Below are 21640 nucleotides of genomic sequence, written 5' to 3'. Positions count from 1 at the left end.
TTTCAAACCATTGTTTTAATTAAACTTTTAAACTTTGGCACAAGGATTGTAAGTAGAACAAAGCCATTTCAATAAACATACTTAGGAGCATATCGCTATGAAACTGGTAAGTGCGATCATCAAACCATTCAAACTGGATGACGTCCGTGAAGCCATTTCTGAAATCGGTATCGAAGGTTTAACTGTTACCGAAGTCAAAGGGTTTGGTCGTCAAAAAGGTCATACTGAATTATATCGTGGTGCGGAATATCAAGTAGATTTCCTACCTAAAGTTAAATTAGAAATTGCCACGCAAGATGACAATGTTGAGCGCTTAATTGAAGCAATCAGCGGCGCAGCTAAAACTGGCAAAATCGGTGACGGTAAAATTTTCGTTTACGACTTAGAACAGTGTATTCGTATCCGTACTGGTGAAACTGGCGATTCAGCCATCTAATTTCCCATTTTTATAAATTTTAAAACTATTTAGGAGACTACAATGGAAAACAACGTATTTCACTTGCAGTACGCAATGGATACTTTCTATTTCCTAGTCTGCGGTGCATTAGTAATGTGGATGGCCGCGGGTTTTGCAATGTTAGAAGCGGGTCTAGTACGCGCTAAAAACACAACTGAAATCTTGACCAAGAACATCGCCTTGTTCGCGATCTCTTGTATCATGTATTTAGTATCTGGTTACGCAATCATGTACGGTGGCGAATACTTCTTAACAGGTATTCAAGACGTAGACGTAGCAGCTACTTTAGGTGACTTCGCTGCACGTGAAGACGGTTTTGAAGGTGGATCAATTTACTCAGGTGCTTCTGATTTCTTCTTCCAAGTTGTTTTCGTAGCTACAGCTATGTCAATCGTTTCTGGTGCAGTTGCTGAGCGTATGAAACTTTGGGCTTTCTTAGCTTTCGCAGTTGTTATGACTGGTTTCATCTACCCAATGGAAGGTAGCTGGACTTGGGGCGGAAACGAAGTATTCGGTATGTTCGGTTTAGGCGATTTCTCTGACTTCGCTGGTTCTGGTATCGTTCATATGGCGGGTGCTGCAGCAGCTTTAGCAGGTGTTTTACTTTTAGGTGCACGTAAAGGTAAATACACAGCTGACGGTCGCGTAAACGCAATCCCAGGTTGTAACTTACCAATGGCTACTTTAGGTACTTTCATCTTATGGATGGGCTGGTTCGGTTTCAACGGCGGTTCTGTTCTTAAATTAGGTGATATCGCCAACGCTAACTCAGTTGCTATGGTATTCTTAAACACTAACGCAGCAGCAGCTGGTGGTGTTGTCGCAGCATTAATTACAGCACGTATCTTATTCAAGAAAGCTGATTTAACTATGGCATTAAACGGTGCATTAGCAGGTTTAGTTGCTATCACTGCAGAGCCTTCTACCCCTAGCGCATTAGAAGCAACTATCTTCGGTGCAATCGGTGGTGTATTAGTTGTATTCTCTATCATTGGTTTAGATAAACTTAAAATCGACGATCCAGTTGGTGCTATCTCAGTCCACGGTGTTGTAGGTTTATTAGGTTTATTATTAGTACCAGTTACAAATGACGGTGCTAACTTCGGTGACCAATTGTTCGGTGCAATCGTTATCTTTGTATGGGTATTCGCAGCATCATTCATTACTTGGATTATCATCAAAACAGTTATCGGTTTACGTGTAACTGAAGAAGAAGAGTATGAAGGTGTTGATATCGCTGAATGTGGTATCGAAGCTTACCCAGAGTTCACTAAGTCTGCTAAATAATTTAGCTCTTAGTTAGAATATCCTTACCCAATGTAAAAAGCCGCTGTAGGATACAGCGGCTTTTTTGCTTTTATGCTGCGCAAAAAAGTTATTTTTTTACCCGTAAAAATGGGCTTTGTTTAAGCATAAAAATATAGTTATCAACAACACTCTCTGCCATCTCATCTAAACTAAAAGCTTCAGGCATAAATAACCAGTTGTTCATCAATCCGGCAAAATAACCATGTTTAATTAATGCTGCTTTTTTAGTGTCTAAGTCTTTTGGCAATTGACCTTTATTGACCGCATTTTTTAAGCCACGCTCAATTCTGTCAGTGCATTCACAAAAGGCTTGTTGCTGCCTTAATTCTAGTTCTGGCACTGAACCGTTCATTTCAAATCTATGGAATAAGATAGTAAAAACCCGACGCTTTTGTTCATCGTGAAAAACATCCTTTAAAAACTTGATGGAAAATTCACGCATCTTGTTCAAGGGATCAAATTCATTATCGTCAGCTGGTTCTTCAGCTAATGCATCCAGTGGCGTACGCACACGCTCAACCATAGCTTCAAACAGATCAACCTTGTTTTTAAAATGCCAATAAATAGCGCCGCGCGTCATACCACAGTGGTTGGCAACATCCATTAGCGTTGTTTGTGCATAACCTTTTGTATAAAAAACGTCTTCTGCGGCGTCCAATAATTGGTTGCGGGTTGCCAGCGTTTCTTCTTTTGTTTTTCTAACCATACTTGTACCACCCCTACTTTGTTCGCCTAGCCTAACTCAAAATCTGCACTATCTGCTAAGGTTATCTAGCAAGCGAATCGAAAATAACGGTTGAAATTCTAACCAATTCCATTCTAGAATACAACAAACATACACGTATGAATGTTTATTTCATGAGGATATTATGCAGCTAAATTTAAAAGCTTTGATATTAGTGCCAGGATTTGTTTTGGCGTTAACGGCTTGCCAATCTGACGAACAGTCACAACAAGCACCTATGGCTATGCCACCACAACAAGTTGACGCACTTGAGCTTATTAGCCAGCAAGTTGAAATTGTAGAAGAATTACCGGCACGCGCGGTCGCTTTTAAAGTTGCAGAAGTAAGACCTCAAGTAACAGGCATAGTGCAACAACGAAATTTTGCAGAAGGTAGTTACGTAGAAGCAGGGCAAACTTTATATCAAATTGATGATGCAGTTTACCAAGCCAATTATCAAAGTGCTAAAGCTGAGCTTAGCCGTACCCAAGCCAATTTAACCACGGCACGTGCTGAGTTAAAGCGCTACCAAGCTTTAATTGCAGACAAAGCTGTTAGCCAACAAACCTTAGATCAAGCACAAGCCAATTACCAAGCACTTGAAGCGCAAGTCGCAATGAACAAAGCAGCGTTACACAAAGCAAGTGTCGATTTAGCTTATACCAAAGTGTTAGCGCCAATATCAGGGCAAATCAGTAAATCAAACATCACTGAAGGTGCGTTAGTTAGCGCAGGCCAAACGACGAGTTTAGCGACTATTACTCAGCTTGATCCTATTTATTTTGACATGGTGCAAGCAAGTTCAGAGCTGGGCAAACTTCAACAGCAAATCAACAACGGAGAGTTGAATCCAAACGCCACTAAAGCCATATTGCAGTTAAACGGCCAACAACATATTGGTCAGTTTTTGTTTAACGAAGTTCAAGTTAACCCAACCACAGATACTGTGACAATTCGCAGTGAATTTGCCAACCCTGATAAGTCTTTATTACCAGGCATGTTTGCCAAAATTAAGTTAATTCAAGCGACCAGGCCAAACTCTATCTTAGTTCCGCAAAAGGCGATAATGATCGGCCGTAAAGGCCAAGCATCTGCTTATGTAGTTACAACAGACAATAAAGTTGCAGTGAAAACTGTCAGCATTGGTCGCTCATTTGCGGATAACTGGTTAGTTACCTCGGGATTAAATGCAGGTGACAAAGTAATTTTAACTGGCTTACAAAAAATAGCGCCGAATGCTCAAGTAAACCCAACAGTTACAACCCAGCAGGCAGAATAATTCATGGCAAAAACATTTATCGAACGTCCTATTCTCGCTTGGGTGATTGCGATATTGATAATGCTCGCCGGGGTATTATCTATTGCGCAATTGCCAGTTGCTCAATATCCAGATGTTGCGCCGCCATCAGTGTCAATTAATGCATCCTATCCAGGTGCATCTAGCCAAGTTGTACAAGACACAGTTGTCCAGGTCATTGAACAAAGTTTAACCGGTATAGATAACGTTGAATATATGAGCGCAAGCTCAGATTCGGCTGGTAATGCCAGTATCACACTGACTTTTACCGCAGGGACAGATCCGGATATAGCACAAGTTCAAGTGCAAAATAAATTGCAAAGAGCCACACCTTTATTACCACAAGTTGTACAACAAAACGGTATAGCTGTGAGTAAATCAACTTCTGGCTTTTTAATGGTGTTAGGTTTCTATTCAAGCGATGGCAGTATGGATAGAAACGATATTTCCGACTTTGTTGCTGCAAATATTCAGGATCAAATCAGCCGTGTGAGTGGTGTTGGCCAAGTTAACTTTTTCGGCTCACAATATGCGATGCGTATTTGGATCAATCCAGAAAAAATGACGCAATACGCGTTAACCACAGCGGATGTTGTCTCTGCTATTCGAGCACAAAATGCGCAAATTGCTGCCGGTGAAATTGGTGGTGCTCCTGCTGTTGCAGGGCAACAAATTAACGCCAGTATTATAGTTGAAACAGGTTTAACTACAGCAGAAGAATTTGCCAATATTTTTGTCAAAGTTGCAGAAGACGGTTCAACTATCCGCATGAAAGATATAGCGCGCGTTGAGCTTGGCGGTGAAAACTATCAATTCCTGACTGAATACAATAACCAAGCAGCAAGTGGTTTGGGTGTGAGTTTAGCTTCTGGAGCTAACGCCTTAGACACAGCCGCAGCTATACGTGCGCGCATGGATGACTTACACGACTTATTCCCACAAGGGCTCGAAGTAGTTTACCCATACGACACCACACCTTTTGTTAAATTGTCGATTATGGGGGTAGTGCAAACCTTAATTGAAGCGATTTTGTTGGTGTTTTTTGTAATGTATTTATTCTTACAAAACTTTAGAGCCACACTTATTCCAACAATTGCTGTGCCTGTGGTGTTATGCGGTACCTTTGCAGTTATTTGGGCATTTGGTTATTCAATCAATACCTTAACTATGTTTGGTATGGTGTTGGCGATAGGTTTGTTAGTCGACGACGCCATAGTGGTTGTTGAAAACGTTGAACGTGTTATGCACGAAGAAGGTTTATCACCAAAAGAAGCTACCAAAAAATCTATGGCACAAATTACCAGTGCGCTTATTGGTATAGGGTTAGTTTTGTCAGCTGTATTTGTACCTATGGCCTTTTTCGGTGGTTCCACGGGCGTTATTTATCGTCAATTTTCTATCACAATAGTTTCATCTATGGTGTTATCTGTGATGGTCGCTTTAATATTAACCCCTGCCCTGTGCGCAACTATGTTGAAGCCAGTTGAACATACTAACAAACCACAGCGTGGATTTTTCGCTTGGTTCAACCGCAAAGTCGACAGTTCAACCACAGGTTACAAAAATGCTTTGCAGAAAATTTTAGCTAAAACCGGCCGTTATATGCTGATTTATTTAGTATTGGTTGGTGGATTGGTTTATTTGTTTTCACGCATGCCAACATCATTTTTACCAGACGAAGACCAAGGCATAATGTTTACCCAAATGACCTTACCACAAGGCGCAAGTCAGCAACGTTCAGCAGAAGTTATGAACTCTGTAGAACAATATTACCTAGAAAACGAAGCAGACAATGTCGAATCGGTTTTCTCTGTTATTGGCTTTAGTTTTAGTGGCCGTGGGCAAAACAGTGGTATCGCTTTTGTCAGGTTAAAAGATTGGGATGAGAGAACCGAAGATCAGCAAGATGTACAAGCTGTTGCGGGTCGAGCTATGGGTTATTTTGCGCAATTAAAAGAAGCTTTTGTTTTTGCTTTTGTCCCACCAGCAATCACTCAGTTGGGCACTGCATCAGGCTTTAATTTCCAATTACAAGATTTAGCCGGATTAGGCCACGAAGCTTTGTTAAATGCGCGTAATCAATTGTTAGGCATGGCCGCACAAGATCCACGTTTAATGGCGGTTCGTCCCAACGGACAAGAAGATACAGCGCAATTTAAAATAGATATAGACCAACAAAAAGCACTGGCATTAGGTTTGTCTTTATCTGACATCAATCAAACATTTACTACGGCCTGGGCTTCCAATTATGTCAACGACTTTGTCGACAACGGCCGGGTTAAACGTGTTTATGTTCAAGCAGATGCGCCTTATCGTATGATGCCAGAGGATATCAAACATTGGTACGTGCGCAATAACCAAGGGGAAATGGTACCCTTTAGTGCCTTTAGTACCGCACGTTGGATGCATGGCCCAACCAAGCTAGAACGCTACAATGGGGTATCATCGCTACAAATTTTGGGACAAGCGGCTCCTGGTATGAGTACAGGTGATGCGATGCAGGCTATGGCAGAACACGCAGCTAAGCTACCAAAAGGCATAGGGTTTGAGTGGTCTGGCATGTCGTTGCAAGAAAAACAATCTGGTGCACAAGCACCTATGCTCTATGCATTGTCTATCCTAATTGTGTTTTTATGTTTGGCAGCATTGTACGAAAGCTGGAGTGTGCCATTTTCGGTCATGTTAGTTGTACCGCTCGGTGTGTTGGGAGCTGTTTGTTTTGCACTCGCACGTAGCCTCAGCAACGATGTTTATTTCCAAGTTGGTTTATTAACCACCATAGGTTTAGCCTCAAAAAATGCCATTTTAATTGTTGAATTTGCCCGCGCTTTGTATGAAGAAAAAGGTATGGGGTTAATTGATGCGACCATAGAAGCTGCCCGTTTACGTTTACGCCCGATATTAATGACATCATTAGCATTTATGTTAGGTGTGACTCCACTGGTATTAAGTACAGGTGCAGGCTCTGGTAGCCAAAATGCCATAGGTACAGGTGTGTTTGGTGGCATGTTCTCAGCCACTGTGCTAGCAATATTTTTTGTCCCGGTATTTTTTGTAGTTGTATTTAAATTGTCAGCTAAATTAACCAAGAGTACAGGTGACAAAGTATGAAGTTAGTTCACAAAAGCTTATTTATCTTTAGCACATTGGCGCTAACTGCTTGTTCATTAGCGCCTGATTATCAGCAACCACAATCAAGTGTACTGACATCACAACAAACAAATGAGTACTCGACAGTCAACTGGCAGGATTTTTACCAAGACAAACAACTGCAACAACTTATTGCGCTAGCATTGCACAATAACAAATCACTGCAAATCAGTGCTTTGCAGTTGCAGCAATTACAAGCCAACTACCAAATTGAACAAAGTAAAAGTTTGCCGGATATTAACTTGTCGACTGCCGGTACACGCCAACTGAATTCACAATCGTCTACAACTGCGGCTTTTATGCCAAAGTATTCAAATAGCTATTCGGCAAGTGTTGGTTTTAGTGCCTACGAGTTAGATTTTTTTAATCGAATCGGCAATCTAAAAGAAAATGCGTTAGCGCAATTTACTGCAGGTCAATTTGCTCAAACAACGTTAGAGCAAAGTTTGGCGGCACAAGTTGCTAGTTTGTATTTTGACTATCAAGCGGGCTTGTTCAAAATTGATTTACAGCAGCAAGTGTTAGCGAGTGCGCAACAAAAATTTGCAATTGCGCATAAACAATATGATCAAGGTCTGATCACAAGTTTGGATTATCGTCAGGCTCAGTCTAACCAACAAAGCATAACGATTAATTTAAAACAGCTACAACAAACAAATGTTGCGACATTTAACCAGCTAAAACAATTAGTTGGTTATAATAATTTAGATGCGCTCAACAAGATTTCCGAGCAATTCTCACTTAGTCAGTTGCAACAATTACCTGCAAATATTCAATCTCAGGTATTGCTGGCACGCCCAGATGTAGCTGAAGCGGAACAAAAGATCAAAGCTGCAAATGCAAATATTGGTGTGGCGCGTGCCGCGTTTTTCCCGAGCATTAGCTTAACCAGTAGCTTAGGTTTCGCTAGCCAAGATTTATCTGACTTATTTAATGCCAACTCACAAACTTGGAGCTTTTCACCGCAGCTGAATTTGCCTATTTTCAATCATGGTCGATTACAAGCGCAACAACAGATTGCCGAGTTGCAGCAACAGGCTGAAATTATCCAGTACCAGAATGTAGTTGAAACCGCATTTACCGAGCTGAATACTCGCCTTTCTGCACAACAAGCTTTGGCAGAGCAACTAGAGTTGCAGCAACAGGTTGTTGATAATTATCAGCAACAAGTAAAATTGAGCGAATTACGCTTAACTCAAGGATTGGAAGACCCACTGACTTATCAAGAATTTAAACAGCTGTTGTTGTCGCAACAACAAAGTTTAGCCGAACTCGAATTGGCTTATTTGAAAAACCAAATTAGCTTGTTTAAAACAATTGGTGGTCAGTACACGCAAGTTGATCAACAACTGCAATTGGCTTTAGTACATTAAGGTTGGACTATAACAATCAATTTGTATGGTTTTATTCTCGGATAAAACCATACAAACATTACCCTGAGACTTGTTTACACTTTTAACTGCATACTTTGTTTAATATTAAGTATAATTAACTAATTCAAACTCATTTCTCAGGTGCCTATCTTTGAAAGCGTATAAACTTTTCCACAAAGCGCCTGTTCGTGTTCTTAAAATTAACCGCAGCGCTCAAAAGCTCAAACTTAGACGAGCCATGCTGTCGCTTAAAATAGCGTTACGCCAAGAAAGCGCCGAAACTCGGCAAATGCTCGAAATATACAAACGCAGTACAAGAGGCAAAGCGAGCAAAGAAGAAATCGCCATAGCCAATGAGCAGTTTTTAGATGTATTGCGTGGCATAGGTTTAGGCATTTTTGCGGTGTTACCTTTTGCGCCAATCACAATTCCACTGATTGTAAAACTTGGCCGCTGGGTTGGTGTTGAAGTGATGCCAAGTTCTTTTGCCCCAGCAAAAACGAATAAAAAATCAGCAGATACGGAACAAAACTCAAACTCATAGGTCTATATAGGATCAGAACAGCGGAAAAATGGGGAGATATATGATTAAACTGCTCAAATACTGTGTTATCAGTTTGACCTTAAGTTATAGCCAAATGCTTAATGCCGCCCAGCTGGTTGTTGAGTGGTCTGAGCCGAATGAATATACAGATATCAAAGAGGGTAATACCCAAACTCGCTCAGGTTTTCAAAAACATGTATTTACCAGTTTTGAAAAATTTTTAACTCACAGAGCGGCCAAACTACCTGAAGGACAAACACTGAAGTTGACGGTAACAGATTTAGATTTAGCCGGCGAAACCCGCTTTAACTTTGATGAGATCAGAATTATCAAAGATCACTATATACCAAGGATCAAATTCTCGTATCAGCTATTAGATAAATCAGGCAATGAGTTAGCCGCTGGCGAAGAAAATCTAAAAAACATGGGCATGTCGACCAACTATTTAACTCGACCTTCCGAAGAGCAGTTTAAATACGAATTTGCTATGCTGAATAGCTGGTTTAAAAAAACCTTTCCGGACAATAGCTTTTAGTTAAACACGAGTGAGTTTATTTATGTTTAAACTCACTTGCTTGCATGATCAATCAATTCTTGCATCACCCGCTTTTTAATTTCTAACTGATCATCAGCGGCTAAACCATATTTTTCCGCCAACACTTGATAATCTTCAGCAGACAAAGACACAGTTAACCTTGGACGTTTTGGTCTTTTGCTCACAGGCAAAGCGAGAATTTTGCGAATTTGATCAGATGGTCCTAAACCCGCGTCTAATGCTTCTTTGCGGATAACATATTGCAGCTTTTCGTCCATATCAAACGCAACTTGTACCGCTTTAATCGCTTTATTACTACTAGCCCATTTGGCTTTATCTGACTTATTACTCACTATCAGCTCCAGGGTACATATCTACAATGTCAGCCAATGGTCTATGGATAGTTAATAATACGTCTGTGTCACCATCTGACCACACTTCAATTTCGACACTACAGCTTTCATCTGCGCTAGTTAAACAAAAATAGTCGAACGCTTCGCTATCATCGTCTTCTTCTAAAGCGGGTTTGCTTGGGCGAAAATCTTTTTGGTAAAAATAACCGCGCTGAGCATAAGTTTGGCGGAAATAGACAGGGGCTAACCAGTTATTCAGCTCAGGTGTTTGCTGTTGCAGTGCAAGCTCTGGCTGAACTTCTTCTTCAAACACTTCAGCAAACTGTTCGAGATCAAACAATTGCCCTACTTGATTGCGATTAACTTTAATCGATAAGTTAAGCCATTCTTCATCGTCAGATTCAACTGACATAAACACTTGTTGATTATGCCCACCTAACAAAACAAACTCGTTAATGACTTTGTGCTCAAACTGGTAAGTGTTCACTTGGTTAACTTGGTAACTTTGTTTGCGAATCAGCTCAGGCAAAGCAAAATTGTCACTAAAATTAATTACATCACCTTGTTTCAACTGCTTGGGGTGAGTTATTTTAGTTACTTGCGGCTGCTCTTCACCGCCAAACCATTTTGAAAAAAATCCCATATTATCCTCACGAAACTGTTTCACTGACACACAGATTTAGAATGCAAAAAAGCAACTTCAGCCAAGTGCGTAACTGAAATTGCTCGAACGTGTCAAATTGTTCTGTCCTTTAGTTCAGCGGACAAGCTATAACTTTTATTGTTTTTGCGACTTTAATCTAGCTAAAATCGCATCAGCTGAGCTGTTTTGTTCGCCAATACCAGCAGCTTTTAGTTTAGCTTCAAGTGATGCATCACCTGATTCAGCTTGTAATTGCTCAGATGCAGCCATTCTATCATCAAAGTTTTGTTGTTTAGCTTTGATGCGCTCTAACGACTCTTTTGCATTGAGTAATTTGCTGTTACCTGAAACAAAGTTATCGGTAATAGCCGCTGTTGCTTTGTGTACACTGTCAGTGGTTTTAACCACACTTAATTGACGTTTGTAGTCTGCTAACTGACGCTCAGATTTTTTAATTAAATCTTTTAAACGCGCAACACTAGCATCAAAGTTTTGTAATGCACTTTGTTGTGCTGCCAATTCAGTTTCTAAGCTCGCCATTTTTTCAGCTACTTCTAACGCAAGCGCTTCGTTACCTTGGTTTAAGGCCTGAGTTGCATAACCTTCATGGGTTTGAATTTCTTTTTTCAAACGCTCAACTTCACGGCTGGTTTGCATTTGTTTTGCCATAACGTCAGTTAAATCACGCTTAGCCTTAGTTAAGTGATTTTCTGCATCACGAATTTCTTGTTCAAAAATACGTGTTGAGTTTGCATCTACTATGGCTTCACCCATCTCGGTTGCGCCACCACGAATAGCGGTAAAAATTTTCTTAAAAATGCTCATGTTTTGCTCCCGATTATTTCAAAAATTCACTAAAGTCGTCGATAACATCTATGGCGTTATCACTTAATACAGCCAGTTCATGCTCAATATCAGACAAACTAGAGTGGATAGATAAAGCACCAAACACTGCGTACTTATCCCCAATTTTCGCAAACGAAGATAATGGCATTGGCATGTTCATTTCTAACATGGTTTCCATCATTTCTGCTTTGCGCTCGCTGAGCATTTCACTTTCGTCCCACAAATAGGTAATACACAGAATTTGATCATCCGTAACTGATACAAATATTGGTAGCTCTTCACGACCAATTAAACTAATTTGTAGCACATCCACTTCACCGGCAATCGGCTGACAATCAAATGAATGACCTGTATCAGACTTGTCTGCTAGATCATTTAGGTATTGTGCAATAGTGTGTATATTCATTGCTATCCTCTGTTAGTTAGCTGCTTTACATTTAGACATATTATGTCTTGGTATTAACCTTAGCACTGCGACATTATATGTCAATTAAATTATCAATTTTTTTGTGACTGATTTAACGTTATCCGCCCCTGTTGCTTTCGCCACGCTAGATCATGATAGTTAAACAATTGCTGACTCCCCAAATAATTGACCTTAATATTGGCGTAATCGGCATAAAAACCTTTGGGAAATTCAAAACTAGCGAAAACCAGCGGCCAGGTTAACCACTGAGTTGGCACATCTAATATTTGTTGATTGGCAAACTGTTTTTCAAGGCGCTGGCGTACAGCTAAACCTTGTTTAACCGCAATAGTCCAACCCCATTGACCAAAACTTGGAACATTCTGATGATATTGTTCTACCGCAGTAAAACCCGCATCTGCGACCGTTTTACCAATAGATAAAAACGCTTGTTGCGCGTGATAAGGCGAAGTAGATTGCACCACCAGCACACCATCGGCATTGAGTAGTTGCTGTAAACGGGTATAAAAATGATTGCTATATAATTTGTTTAAATCTGGATGATTCGGATCAGGCAAATCAACAATAATTACATCGTAAATTTGCTGCTTGGCAACCAATACATCGACCTGATTAAAGGCATCGGCGTGAATAATATTTAACCTAGCATCATTTAAAGCATTTTGGTTTAGCTGGCTAATCTGCTGCGCTAAGCGAGTAGGCACAAACTGCGCTGGCTGTTGAAAAAGCTCAATCATCATGGGATCAAGTTCAAGCATATCAACTTGTTTAACTGGCCACTTTAATATTTCGCGTACAGCCAAACCATCACCCCCACCAACCAATAAAACTTTGTTGTGCTGCGCTGCAGCCGCCATAGCTGGGTGAACCAAGATTTCATGGTAGATATGTTCATCCATGCTAGAAAACTGCAAACGGCCATTGAGGTATAACTGTAAAATAGATTTAGTGTGTTGATTATCGCCAACTGCGACATTGCGTTCAGTTAAAACGATTTGTTGATATTGAGTTTGTTGCTGCAATACCACTTGGTCGCGATAAAGCATATCGGTAAAAGATTGCATCCAGTTTTGGCCATAAATGGATAACACAATGACAAAACCCAGCATGAATATTTGGCAACAAGTTAACAATAAGCGCCAAGCTATTTTCTGCCAAAACAGTATTAAAATTAAAAAGCCAATTAACAAGTTGGTTGAAGCTGTGATCACCGCAGCTTGGTTGATGTCTATTGCCATCATCCAGCCAATCCATAATGCAGCGCCTATGCCCGCACCTAAATAATCGGCCCCATAAACAGTACCTGCGTTATGGGTTAAGTGTTTTTGGTACAAAGCTTCACGCACACGCGCTATCAACGGGATTTCTATGCCAATAAAAAAACCTAAACAGGCGGCACTGACATAAGGTAAATATCGGGCGATATGATGAATATCTTCAACCCAACCGCCACGAGGTAAAACGTCTGCAGGTAAGTTGAAGGTATCAGTAATAATTTGTGGAAGATGAAAGGTAAAACCAATAGCACCAGCTATCAGTAAGATACTACTGGCACCCACTAAACAGATAAATAGTTCAAGCCAAGCAAAACCGGTAAATTCATCACGAATTTTGCGTGCAGCAAATGCACCAAACCCCATGCTGACTATCATAATGCCAATGGTTGCAAATATGGCGTGCTCTACAGCACCTAAAACACGTCCCGCATAATGTGACAATAGGTATTCATAAATCAAACCACAACCTGCTAATACTGCCATTATCAGTATCAGCAGGCTATCCAGTAGTTTTAACTTAGTGTTTTGACTGAGTTGCATCTATGCCATTAATGATACTGTGATCATGGCAATAGAAACCACAATTGCGAACTCAGCTGCGGCAACCCCAATATTTTCTTGTTGATCAACTTCAACACTGGTATTGATGCCAACTAAAATAATCGCGCGGGCAATTTTATTTAATAGATAAATCACCGCCGCCATCACCAAAGAAATGCCTAACCAACCGATTAAATTACCGATAATTTGTGTTGGTTGATAAATTAAAAAATAACTCGCAGCTTTCACTGCCAGCGCTGTCGCTATCATATGCCCAGCGTGACGAATAGCTAACGCAGTTTGACCATCAATCAAAGCTTGTTGGAATGAGCCATCTTGGTTTTTTGCCGCATATTGGCGCTCACGTAAACGGGTAACAAATACCAATACAGTTTGTGACACGGCAAAACCACTGACTATTGCAATAAAGGTATATACATTAATACCTTCAACCCATAACAATACTGAACGAATAATGATAGCGGTGGCAATAACCGCAGCAGCATCCACTATCGCAACACTGATATTTTCTTGGCGAATTTGTTCAGCTTTATCAATTTGATTCAGCGATACTTTGTCGTGAATAAAACGACCGACTTTAATCAAAACTAAACCAACCAAACCATAACTGGCAACACCAATCGCTTCAGCTAAATAACTATTAGCAGCTTCACCGGTAATTGCCCCGGTTAACACTAAGCCCATGGCGATAATGCCACCCGCCATGCTAATACCAAACGCAAAGTTATCTTTTTCAGATAGCTCTTGGGTGGTATTTACTTTTGCCCATAAACCAGAAATAAAACGCATCAAAGACAACAAACAAATGGCGATGGCTAAGTCTATCGCTAGCAGGGTTAAAAGTTCTGGTCGAATATATTGTAAAAAATTTAAACTGTTCATACTGTTTACCTTAATAATCCTTGTTATTTACCACCAAAACCGCCACGGCTAAAGCCGGACGAGCTGCTGCGAAAACTAGACTGGCCAAAAGTTGATTTTTTATTTTGGCTTTGGCTACTGCTGTTACTAAAGGTGCTTTTTGGTTTGGCGTAAGCACTGGTAAATTTATTTGCTGCATTCTGTGCTGTGCGGCTAGAGGTTGAAATACTGGTTGCGCCGACTTTAGGTTTAGCATAAGCGCTTTTAAATTGACCACCTTTAAATGATTTTTGTGCACGAGATTCTATCGTGCTTTGGGTACGCATTTGTTTCGGAGATGAATAACGATAACGCCCATAATCATTGTAATAACTATAGTCACGTCGGCCTGCCCAATCGTTATAATAAACCCGTCTGTCAGTTAAATTGCTGATCAGCGCATACATTCCATACCATTCCCAAAATGACATGCCATTGCTACCAGTTGACCACTGGCCATAAGCAGGGTTACCAATTAGCTGACTACCGTCACCAAAGTCTTGTGCTTGGTTAGCTTGCAAACTGGCGGCGCGGCTAACCGCGTTAACACGTGGCAATAAACCATCTGACATATCGGCTAGCACGTTAAGTGGATCTGACAAAGCATCATTAAACAAAGTGGTATCAGCCGCTTGATAGAGATTTTGCAACTCAGCTAAACGCTCTTCTTTGCTAGCAAATAAATCAGCATATTTAGCCGCTTCTTGATAGCGACTATTTAAACTTTGATACAAAGGCCCACGAGTTGTTGCGTCTTTGGCTAACTCATTCGCTATGCTTTGTAATTGTGGTTTAGCTTGACTTACCTGTTGTGCATACTCTTTAATTAGGTTTGCGTTACGAATTTGTTGGTTGTTGATAGCTTGTTCAAGCTTTTTCAGCTGCATATCAACAAATTGGATTTGGTTGTCAATTTTTGCATCTAATGGATCACCACAAGCTGTGAGCCAAAAGGCAAAGATAACAACCCAAACAGATTTAAATAATTTTGGCATGGCCGTGCGGTCCTCTGCTATCTCAATTCCAAGGCTTTAAATATGGATTCAACTCGCCCAAATCAATTTTTACCTAGCACATTAGACTTTTCTGCGTTACCTAGCGAGTTACAAGCTCAGGGCGATAAAGCTTGGCAGCAACTGCTTGACTCAAATAGATTATTTGAGCAAATGCCGGAGCAAAATAAAAACCAGCTGAAATGGCAATGTGCGATGAGCGACTTTATCCGCGAAGCAGTATTAAAGCAACCCCAATTCTTTGACAGCCTATTAAATCAAAGTTCGGATGCAGACACATTTTTTGCCGCACAGCAGCAAGAATTTCAACAACAAGCCAGCGAAATTAAAGATGAAATCAGCTTAAGTAAATTGTTACGCCTTTATCGCCGTCAACAAATGGCTTGGATAGCTTGGATGGACTTCAGCGGCCAAATAGATTTAGACCAAGCGCTCAAATATATCTCAGATCTAGCCGATGAACTGATAGAAACAGCGACTAACTGCTTGTACCAAATACTCACCCAAGTGATGGGCACACCAACCAATCAAAATGGTGAAGAACAACCATTTTTCATTTTAGGCATGGGTAAACTAGGTGGTGGTGAACTCAATTTTTCCTCCGACATAGATTTAATCTTTTGTTATCCAGATGCAGGAGAAACCAAAGGGGCAAGCCGCAGTTTATCTAATCACGAATTTTTCACCCGTTTAGGCCAAAGACTGATCAACGCGCTCAATCAACAAACAGTTGATGGTTTTGTTTACCGCGTCGATATGCGTTTACGCCCATACGGTGATAGTGGCCCCTTGGTGATGAATTACAACATGCTTGAAGACTACTACGAAGAGCAAGGCCGTGATTGGGAAAGATATGCTATGCTCAAAGCGCGTATCATCACGCCAACACAATGGCAAAATCATCCCGAAAAGAAATACTTAGAAGACTTAATTCGCCCATTTGTTTATCGCCGTTATATAGATTTTTCAGCGATTGAGTCTTTGCGCAAAATGAAACAATTAATAGTACAAGAAAATCGCCGCCAAGGTCTGGTTAACAATATCAAGCTAGGCGAAGGCGGTATTCGCGAAGTTGAATTTATTGTACAAGCTTTTCAGCTGATTCGTGGTGGTCGTGAGCCCGAGCTGCGTACCCGCTCGACCCGTGAAGCTTTGATTAAACTACAAATGCTCGACGAAATGTCAGCAGAAGAAATTACCGTATTAACCAAGGCTTATTATTTTTTACGTAAAACCGAGCATGTTTTACAGCAAATCGCCGATAAACAGACACAAACCTTGCCTGAGAATACCCTAGATCAAAAGCGTTTATTCGTAGCTATGGGTTTTAATAGCTGGGATGATTTTAAACAAGCACTTGAACAACATACTCGCGAAGTGAATCGGGTATTTAAAGAAGTGATTAAAAATGATGCTGAAGACGAACAAGCGGAAATTGAGTTTGATTACTGGTTGTGTAATTTAGACGCGGAAGCTGCAATCAGCCAACTAGAGCACGATCACTCAAGAGTAGATGCTGCTGCGTTTTGGCAACAGATAAGCGACTGCCAAGAACAAATTAAAAAGCGTGCTGTAGGTAAACGTGGGGCCGATATAATAGATAAATTGATGCCACGCTTAATCGAAGCTTGTTTAGATTACCCACAAGCGCATGTATTAATTAATCGCGTGCGTGAGCTGATAGTGTCTATTTGTACTCGTACAGCTTACCTAGAACTTCTGTTTGAAAACCCACAAACTCGCTCTATTTTGCTCGACTGTTTGCAAGCTAGTCCGTGGATAACCCAACAACTTTGCCAACAAGCATTTTTATTGGACGAATTACTCGATCCACGTCAGTTATACAAAGAATTAGACCCAAACAAATACCAAGCGGATTTACGTGAGCGTTTGCTTAGAATAGACCCTGAAGATCTTGAAAGCATAATGGATACATTGCGCCAGTTTAAACATGCTTATCAATTACGGATTGCGGTAGCGGATATTTTAGGCCACCTGCCATTAATGAAAGTTAGCGACCATTTAACTTGGTTAGCCGAAGCCATTTTAGCCCAAGTAGTCAATATTGCGTGGCAACAAGTGGTTGACAAACATGGTGTGCCTGAAGCTTTAGTTGGCACTAACGACAAAGGTTTTGCGGTAATAGGTTATGGCAAACTCGGTGGTTTAGAGTTTGGTTATGGCTCAGATTTAGATTTAGTATTTGTCCACAATCAAAAATCGGATCAACAAACCACAGGTGAAAAAGCCGTTGGCATCACCCAATTTTATATTCGTTTAGCCCAGCGAATTATGCATATCTATTCAACACAAACCCATGCTGGCATCTTGTATGAAATTGATATGCGTTTACGCCCGTCGGGCAATTCAGGTTTATTGGTTGCAACTGTCACAGGTTTTGAGAGTTATCAACAAGAACAAGCTTGGACTTGGGAGCACCAGTCTTTGGTACGAGCGCGCTGTGTCTATGGCGATCAAAATTTATGTCAGCAACTTGAAGATATTCGCAAAACTATCTTAGCAAAACAACGTGACATAGCCACTCTGAATAAAGATGTGACCGAAATGCGCGATAAAATGTTTAACCATTTAGCGAAGGGTGGTGAGAGCGAATTCGACCTCAAACAAGGACGCGGTGGCATTACAGATATCGAATTTATTACTCAGTATTTAGTTTTGGCCAACGCGCACAAACATCCAGAACTGTGTAAATACTCTGACAATATCCGTATTTTAACCACAGCTGCTGAAGTTGGTGTTATTAGCCAACAACAAGCACAAGATTTGATTGAAGCTTACAAGTTATATAGGAACGAATCGCACAAACTAGCGTTAGCACAAGCAAAAGTTGTGACACAGTTAACGCCTTTTAAACGTGCGATTGAATGTGTACAAGCGGTTTGGGGTAAGATATTTGATGTCTAATTTTATAGAATTATTCAGACTCTTAACTTGAACAATAGTTTTGAAAAGCGCAAAATAGCTTGTCTTGGTCGCGGAAGCTTGGCTAAGGCAAACCTGTCATCTCAACAACATTTTAGGGCCACGAGTTTGAAGAAATTCTGGATATTAATTACATTGTGCTTCTGTGTTGTCAGTCGTTTTGCTACAGCTGCCAATATAGTGGTTGCTTATCCAGAAGTTAAAGAACCGTATAAAGCTGTATTTGAACTTATTGTTCAAGGTATTCAAGAAAATGCCAGCGAAACAGTCACGCCGCTGGAATTTAAGCAAGGTATCGGCTCCGAATCAATTTTAAGTGAATTATTAAAATTGAATGCAGATGCCGCTATTATGCTCGGTGGTTACGGCTTTAAATACGCACACGATATAGTTAAACATATGCCAGTTATGGTTGGCGGCTACCCGATAAAACCGAATGGTTTTGGTGGTGTGAGCATGACCAATGATCCCGAAATAGTTTTTGCGGAATTAGACAGACTAGCCCCACATATCCAGCGTGTGTATATGGTCTATAGCCAATCAACCGAATGGATTATTCCGCGTACCCAAGCAGCCGCAAATAAACACGGTGTCGAGCTTGTGGCAACGCGTGCCGATGATATTAAAGCGGCTATGACCTATTATGATAGATTGTTTAAACGAATCGATCCGAAAAAAGACTCGATTTGGTTAACCCTAGATACTGTCACTGCCAACGATCAAGTGGTGTTACCTTATTTATTGGAAGCCTCATGGATGCGTAAATTTGTACTGTTTTCCAGTAAACCAACCCATGCTAAACGAGGGGCATTATTTTCACTGTTCCCTGATAATTATCAATTAGGTAAACGCCTAATTTCAATGGCAGAAAACACGCTAAATAACAACCTTATCTACAAAGTAGAGCCAATGGATAAGTTCCAAGTAGCAGTTAATTTGCGCGCAGCAGCACATTTGGGTGTGCAATATGATGAAAGTATTAAACAAGATATGCACATTATAGTGCCACGCTAATTGTAATTCTTAGGACAAGTCAACTTAACAACTAGGCGCTAGTATCACTTAATGGCAAAACCACAAATAACCCATTAAACTGGCCACATTCTTCGTGCTCATCAAACAAACGTACCATCACCTCTAACTTAGCTTTGCGTTTTTTTGCCAACACAGCAACATCCCCTGTTACATCATTAATATGTACAGTCGCCCGAGGCAAATTGGTTATAGGTTTGCGATAACTAATATCACCTTTGGCCAAAACAATATCACCTTTTAACACTTGCTCGCGCATTTGCATATGCACCATGCCCCAGCCAGTCAGTGTCGCTAGACAATAAATAGAGCCAGCAAACATGGTATTATGCAGATTTAAATTGGCATTTAATGCCGCACGCACTTCAAGCTGCGCACCTGTATATTGATGGATTTTAATACCCATAGCCGCAGAAATTGGGATCTGATTTTTCCAGGTTTCTTGCAATTCTTTGCACCATAACGGCTGGCGCAAAATTACATCATATTCAGAAAGTTTTTTGCACATCTGTCGGCGATTCAACCTTTGGTCCGACATGTGTTCAATCACTGGATTGTCTAATACATGGTAACCACAGCGTTCGAAAAAAGGCACTGTATCGAGTCGCGAAAAAGTAATCACACGTTTGGCATTTTGTTTGCGCGCAGCTTGTTCAAGCGTGGTCATTAAAATTGAGCCTAAACCTTTGCCACGGCAATAATCAGCCACGGCAATATGGCGAATTTGCGCTTCGTCTTGGCTAACATGGTGTAAACGACCAACCGCAAGCACTTTGCCTTCGCTACTACAAATCATTCTATGCTCAGCCAGATTGTCATATTCATCTCGCTCAGAGCCTAATGGTGCGCCCAAGGGCTGCTTCAATTGTTGCCACCTAAAATGATAGTAGCTGGTTAACTGCTGCTGTGTTTTTGGAATGATTATTTGGTACATGCAATTTCTTCTGATATAAATTGAAGCAGAATGAAGATTAACGGTTTATATTGTGCTTGTCGAACTTAAAAATTCTCTATCCGACGGTCAACTTGTCGCCTTTCATAAAGAAGGCAAACTGCAATGGCAGATTTTACAAAACGACAAATATCTTTGGTTAAAGCTAGACCAAACCGTACAGTCGGTTATGGACAAGACAGCTCACAATATATTGGCCTTTCCACACCAATATCCACTGCGAGGTTTAATCGCAGAACTCCCCGAAAAAGCCCAAATACTTGAGTTTGGTTTAGGCGGCGGCAGCAATTTTCGTTATATAAAAAGCCAGCGTCCACAAGCACAAATCACTATCATAGAAAAAAGTCAGTTGGTGATAGACTGGTTTAGTGAGTACTTCAACCCGGACAAACTCGAAGTTGAAATTCAGCAAGGTGACGCCTTTGAGTTTTTAATGGCTAATCAGCAAAAGTTCGATTTAATTATTACCGACTTGTTTACTGCCCATCAGTCATTGATGGCGACCTTTTGTTTAGATTACTTTGTGCAATTAAAAGAAAGTTTAACCAAACAAGGTTATGCTTATATCAACTTTTTACCGGAAACAGATTTTGAAGCACAATGGATAAAAGCCAACTTAAATCAAGCTGGCTTAGAAGTAATGTGGGGCGAAAAAATTGTTGGTTTTCGTAACTGGGTATTTTTAGTTAAACAGGGTTGAGCCTGCCAATTACAAAACTAGCCTTAGTCTTTCCACTTTATATTGCAACCCAAAGATGCTTTTTGCTCTGGGCTTGGCGTTTTACCGGCTAAAATCTCGTCTAATGCTTTGGCTAAATCAGCGCCTGTTGCTGGATTTTGTTCACTATCATAATTACCACTAGAAATTCTAAATGGACGCGAATCATCAAATTGGCCGCGATAAACTAAACTATCTTGCCCATCAAAAACAAAGATATCCGGTGTGCAGGCTGCATCATATGCTTTTGCCACTTCTTGGCTTTCATCAAACAAATATGGAAAAGTATAACCGCGCGCCTCTGCTTCTAATTTCATATTGTCGAAGTTATCTGCTGGATATTGCTCAGCGTCATTACTGTTAATAGCAACAAAGGCCACACCTTGCTGTTGATAGCTTTTTGCTAGCTCAGCCAACTTAGGTGCGATATGGATAACATAAGGACAATGATTACAAATAAACAATACCACCAAGGCTTTACGCGGTTGTAAACTTGCTAAAGTTACTTGTGAGCCATCGGTTGCTGGTAGTGAAAAATCAATTGCTTTAGTACCTAACTCCATCATAGTTGATGCTGTCATAACCAT

The 21640-nt window shown here is 40.6% G+C and carries 20 protein-coding genes; 10 read left to right on the top strand and 10 right to left on the bottom strand.

Annotated features, from left to right (window positions below; genetic code table 11):
- Positions 1-97 precede the first annotated feature (97 nt).
- Entirely contained in the window at positions 98-436 is a 339-nt protein-coding gene (gene glnK, locus WSC_RS0115945) for a P-II family nitrogen regulator (RefSeq protein WP_016956947.1), read from the top strand.
- A gap of 42 nt (positions 437-478) precedes the next feature.
- On the top strand, positions 479-1744 hold the full coding sequence (locus WSC_RS0115940; protein WP_016956946.1) for an ammonium transporter: 1266 nt from the start codon (positions 479-481) through the stop codon (positions 1742-1744).
- Between the two features lie 88 nt (positions 1745-1832).
- Here the strand turns inward: WSC_RS0115940 and WSC_RS0115935 are convergent, their stop codons facing one another.
- Positions 1833-2471, bottom strand: coding sequence for a TetR family transcriptional regulator (locus tag WSC_RS0115935; RefSeq protein ID WP_016956945.1), 639 nt, complete (start codon positions 2469-2471; stop codon positions 1833-1835).
- A gap of 163 nt (positions 2472-2634) precedes the next feature.
- On the opposite strand from WSC_RS0115935, the gene WSC_RS0115930 reads away from it, so the two are divergent.
- From WSC_RS0115930 to WSC_RS0115910, 5 genes are all read left to right on the top strand, one after another.
- Complete coding sequence (locus tag WSC_RS0115930) at positions 2635-3768, top strand: efflux RND transporter periplasmic adaptor subunit (RefSeq protein ID WP_016956944.1); 1134 nt, start codon at positions 2635-2637, stop codon at positions 3766-3768.
- Between the two features lie 3 nt (positions 3769-3771).
- Entirely contained in the window at positions 3772-6897 is a 3126-nt protein-coding gene (locus WSC_RS0115925; RefSeq protein ID WP_016956943.1) for an efflux RND transporter permease subunit, read from the top strand.
- The gene (locus tag WSC_RS0115920) at positions 6894-8309 is read left to right on the top strand and encodes an efflux transporter outer membrane subunit (RefSeq protein ID WP_016956942.1); all 1416 of its coding nucleotides are present in this window, start codon (positions 6894-6896) and stop codon (positions 8307-8309) included. Before WSC_RS0115925 ends, WSC_RS0115920 begins: the two co-directional genes overlap by 4 nt.
- A 151-nt stretch (positions 8310-8460) precedes the next feature.
- On the top strand, positions 8461-8853 hold the full coding sequence (locus WSC_RS0115915; RefSeq protein WP_016956941.1) for a hypothetical protein: 393 nt from the start codon (positions 8461-8463) through the stop codon (positions 8851-8853).
- Positions 8854-8893: 40 nt separating this feature from the next.
- Positions 8894-9388, top strand: a complete 495-nt coding sequence (locus WSC_RS0115910; protein ID WP_016956940.1) for a DUF3016 domain-containing protein — start codon at positions 8894-8896, stop codon at positions 9386-9388.
- Between the two features lie 32 nt (positions 9389-9420).
- Here the strand turns inward: WSC_RS0115910 and WSC_RS0115905 are convergent, their stop codons facing one another.
- The 7 genes from WSC_RS0115905 to WSC_RS0115875 form a co-directional block, all read right to left on the bottom strand.
- On the bottom strand, positions 9421-9741 hold the full coding sequence (locus WSC_RS0115905) for a hypothetical protein (protein WP_016956939.1): 321 nt from the start codon (positions 9739-9741) through the stop codon (positions 9421-9423).
- The gene (locus tag WSC_RS0115900) at positions 9734-10384 is read right to left on the bottom strand and encodes a hypothetical protein (protein WP_016956938.1); all 651 of its coding nucleotides are present in this window, start codon (positions 10382-10384) and stop codon (positions 9734-9736) included. Before WSC_RS0115900 ends, WSC_RS0115905 begins: the two co-directional genes overlap by 8 nt.
- A 135-nt stretch (positions 10385-10519) precedes the next feature.
- Positions 10520-11209 (bottom strand): PspA/IM30 family protein, encoded by a 690-nt coding sequence (locus tag WSC_RS0115895; RefSeq protein ID WP_016956937.1) that lies wholly within the window; start codon positions 11207-11209, stop codon positions 10520-10522.
- Between the two features lie 13 nt (positions 11210-11222).
- Positions 11223-11636, bottom strand: coding sequence for a YjfI family protein (locus WSC_RS0115890; RefSeq protein WP_016956936.1), 414 nt, complete (start codon positions 11634-11636; stop codon positions 11223-11225).
- Positions 11637-11728: 92 nt separating this feature from the next.
- On the bottom strand, positions 11729-13474 hold the full coding sequence (locus WSC_RS0115885) for a polyamine aminopropyltransferase (protein WP_016956935.1): 1746 nt from the start codon (positions 13472-13474) through the stop codon (positions 11729-11731).
- Complete coding sequence (locus WSC_RS0115880) at positions 13475-14377, bottom strand: DUF350 domain-containing protein (RefSeq protein ID WP_016956934.1); 903 nt, start codon at positions 14375-14377, stop codon at positions 13475-13477.
- A gap of 23 nt (positions 14378-14400) precedes the next feature.
- Positions 14401-15390 (bottom strand): hypothetical protein, encoded by a 990-nt coding sequence (locus WSC_RS0115875; protein ID WP_016956933.1) that lies wholly within the window; start codon positions 15388-15390, stop codon positions 14401-14403.
- 42 nt (positions 15391-15432) lie between these two features.
- Here WSC_RS0115875 and glnE point away from each other — a divergent pair, with 42 nt between their 5' ends.
- Both glnE and WSC_RS0115865 read left to right on the top strand, forming a co-directional pair.
- Positions 15433-18333 (top strand): bifunctional [glutamate--ammonia ligase]-adenylyl-L-tyrosine phosphorylase/[glutamate--ammonia-ligase] adenylyltransferase, encoded by a 2901-nt coding sequence (gene glnE, locus WSC_RS0115870; protein ID WP_016956932.1) that lies wholly within the window; start codon positions 15433-15435, stop codon positions 18331-18333.
- A 126-nt stretch (positions 18334-18459) separates the two neighbouring features.
- Positions 18460-19365: an ABC transporter substrate binding protein gene (locus tag WSC_RS0115865; protein ID WP_157447318.1), complete on the top strand. Its 906-nt coding sequence runs from the start codon at positions 18460-18462 to the stop codon at positions 19363-19365.
- Between the two features lie 31 nt (positions 19366-19396).
- Here WSC_RS0115865 and WSC_RS0115860 read toward each other — a convergent pair whose 3' ends face one another.
- The gene (locus WSC_RS0115860; RefSeq protein WP_016956930.1) at positions 19397-20317 is read right to left on the bottom strand and encodes a bifunctional GNAT family N-acetyltransferase/hotdog fold thioesterase; all 921 of its coding nucleotides are present in this window, start codon (positions 20315-20317) and stop codon (positions 19397-19399) included.
- 52 nt (positions 20318-20369) lie between these two features.
- Between WSC_RS0115860 and WSC_RS0115855 the strand changes: the two genes are divergently transcribed.
- Positions 20370-21035 (top strand): spermidine synthase, encoded by a 666-nt coding sequence (locus tag WSC_RS0115855; RefSeq protein WP_016956929.1) that lies wholly within the window; start codon positions 20370-20372, stop codon positions 21033-21035.
- A gap of 23 nt (positions 21036-21058) precedes the next feature.
- Here WSC_RS0115855 and WSC_RS0115850 read toward each other — a convergent pair whose 3' ends face one another.
- Positions 21059-21640 carry a thioredoxin family protein gene (locus WSC_RS0115850; RefSeq protein WP_016956928.1) on the bottom strand — a complete coding sequence of 194 codons (582 nt, stop codon included), beginning with the start codon at positions 21638-21640 and terminating at the stop codon, positions 21059-21061.

Origin of the sequence: Catenovulum agarivorans YM01 (genome assembly GCF_000281085.1) — a bacterium.
GTDB classification, from domain to species: domain Bacteria; phylum Pseudomonadota; class Gammaproteobacteria; order Enterobacterales; family Alteromonadaceae; genus Catenovulum; species Catenovulum agarivorans.
The sequence above is the reverse complement of the archived record's forward strand: the minus strand, read 5'-3'. Positions and strand labels throughout refer to the sequence as shown.

Coding starts and splice junctions, on each gene's coding strand:
- glnK (WP_016956947.1), top strand. CDS start 98: ATGAAACTGGTAAGTGCGATCATCAAACCATTCAAACTGGATGACGTC.
- WSC_RS0115940 (WP_016956946.1), top strand. CDS start 479: ATGGAAAACAACGTATTTCACTTGCAGTACGCAATGGATACTTTCTAT.
- WSC_RS0115935 (WP_016956945.1), bottom strand. CDS start 2,471: ATGGTTAGAAAAACAAAAGAAGAAACGCTGGCAACCCGCAACCAATTA.
- WSC_RS0115930 (WP_016956944.1), top strand. CDS start 2,635: ATGCAGCTAAATTTAAAAGCTTTGATATTAGTGCCAGGATTTGTTTTG.
- WSC_RS0115925 (WP_016956943.1), top strand. CDS start 3,772: ATGGCAAAAACATTTATCGAACGTCCTATTCTCGCTTGGGTGATTGCG.
- WSC_RS0115920 (WP_016956942.1), top strand. CDS start 6,894: ATGAAGTTAGTTCACAAAAGCTTATTTATCTTTAGCACATTGGCGCTA.
- WSC_RS0115910 (WP_016956940.1), top strand. CDS start 8,894: ATGATTAAACTGCTCAAATACTGTGTTATCAGTTTGACCTTAAGTTAT.
- WSC_RS0115900 (WP_016956938.1), bottom strand. CDS start 10,384: ATGGGATTTTTTTCAAAATGGTTTGGCGGTGAAGAGCAGCCGCAAGTA.
- WSC_RS0115895 (WP_016956937.1), bottom strand. CDS start 11,209: ATGAGCATTTTTAAGAAAATTTTTACCGCTATTCGTGGTGGCGCAACC.
- WSC_RS0115890 (WP_016956936.1), bottom strand. CDS start 11,636: ATGAATATACACACTATTGCACAATACCTAAATGATCTAGCAGACAAG.
- WSC_RS0115885 (WP_016956935.1), bottom strand. CDS start 13,474: ATGCAACTCAGTCAAAACACTAAGTTAAAACTACTGGATAGCCTGCTG.
- WSC_RS0115880 (WP_016956934.1), bottom strand. CDS start 14,377: ATGAACAGTTTAAATTTTTTACAATATATTCGACCAGAACTTTTAACC.
- WSC_RS0115875 (WP_016956933.1), bottom strand. CDS start 15,390: ATGCCAAAATTATTTAAATCTGTTTGGGTTGTTATCTTTGCCTTTTGG.
- glnE (WP_016956932.1), top strand. CDS start 15,433: ATGGATTCAACTCGCCCAAATCAATTTTTACCTAGCACATTAGACTTT.
- WSC_RS0115860 (WP_016956930.1), bottom strand. CDS start 20,317: ATGTACCAAATAATCATTCCAAAAACACAGCAGCAGTTAACCAGCTAC.
- WSC_RS0115850 (WP_016956928.1), bottom strand. CDS start 21,640: ATGGTTATGACAGCATCAACTATGATGGAGTTAGGTACTAAAGCAATT.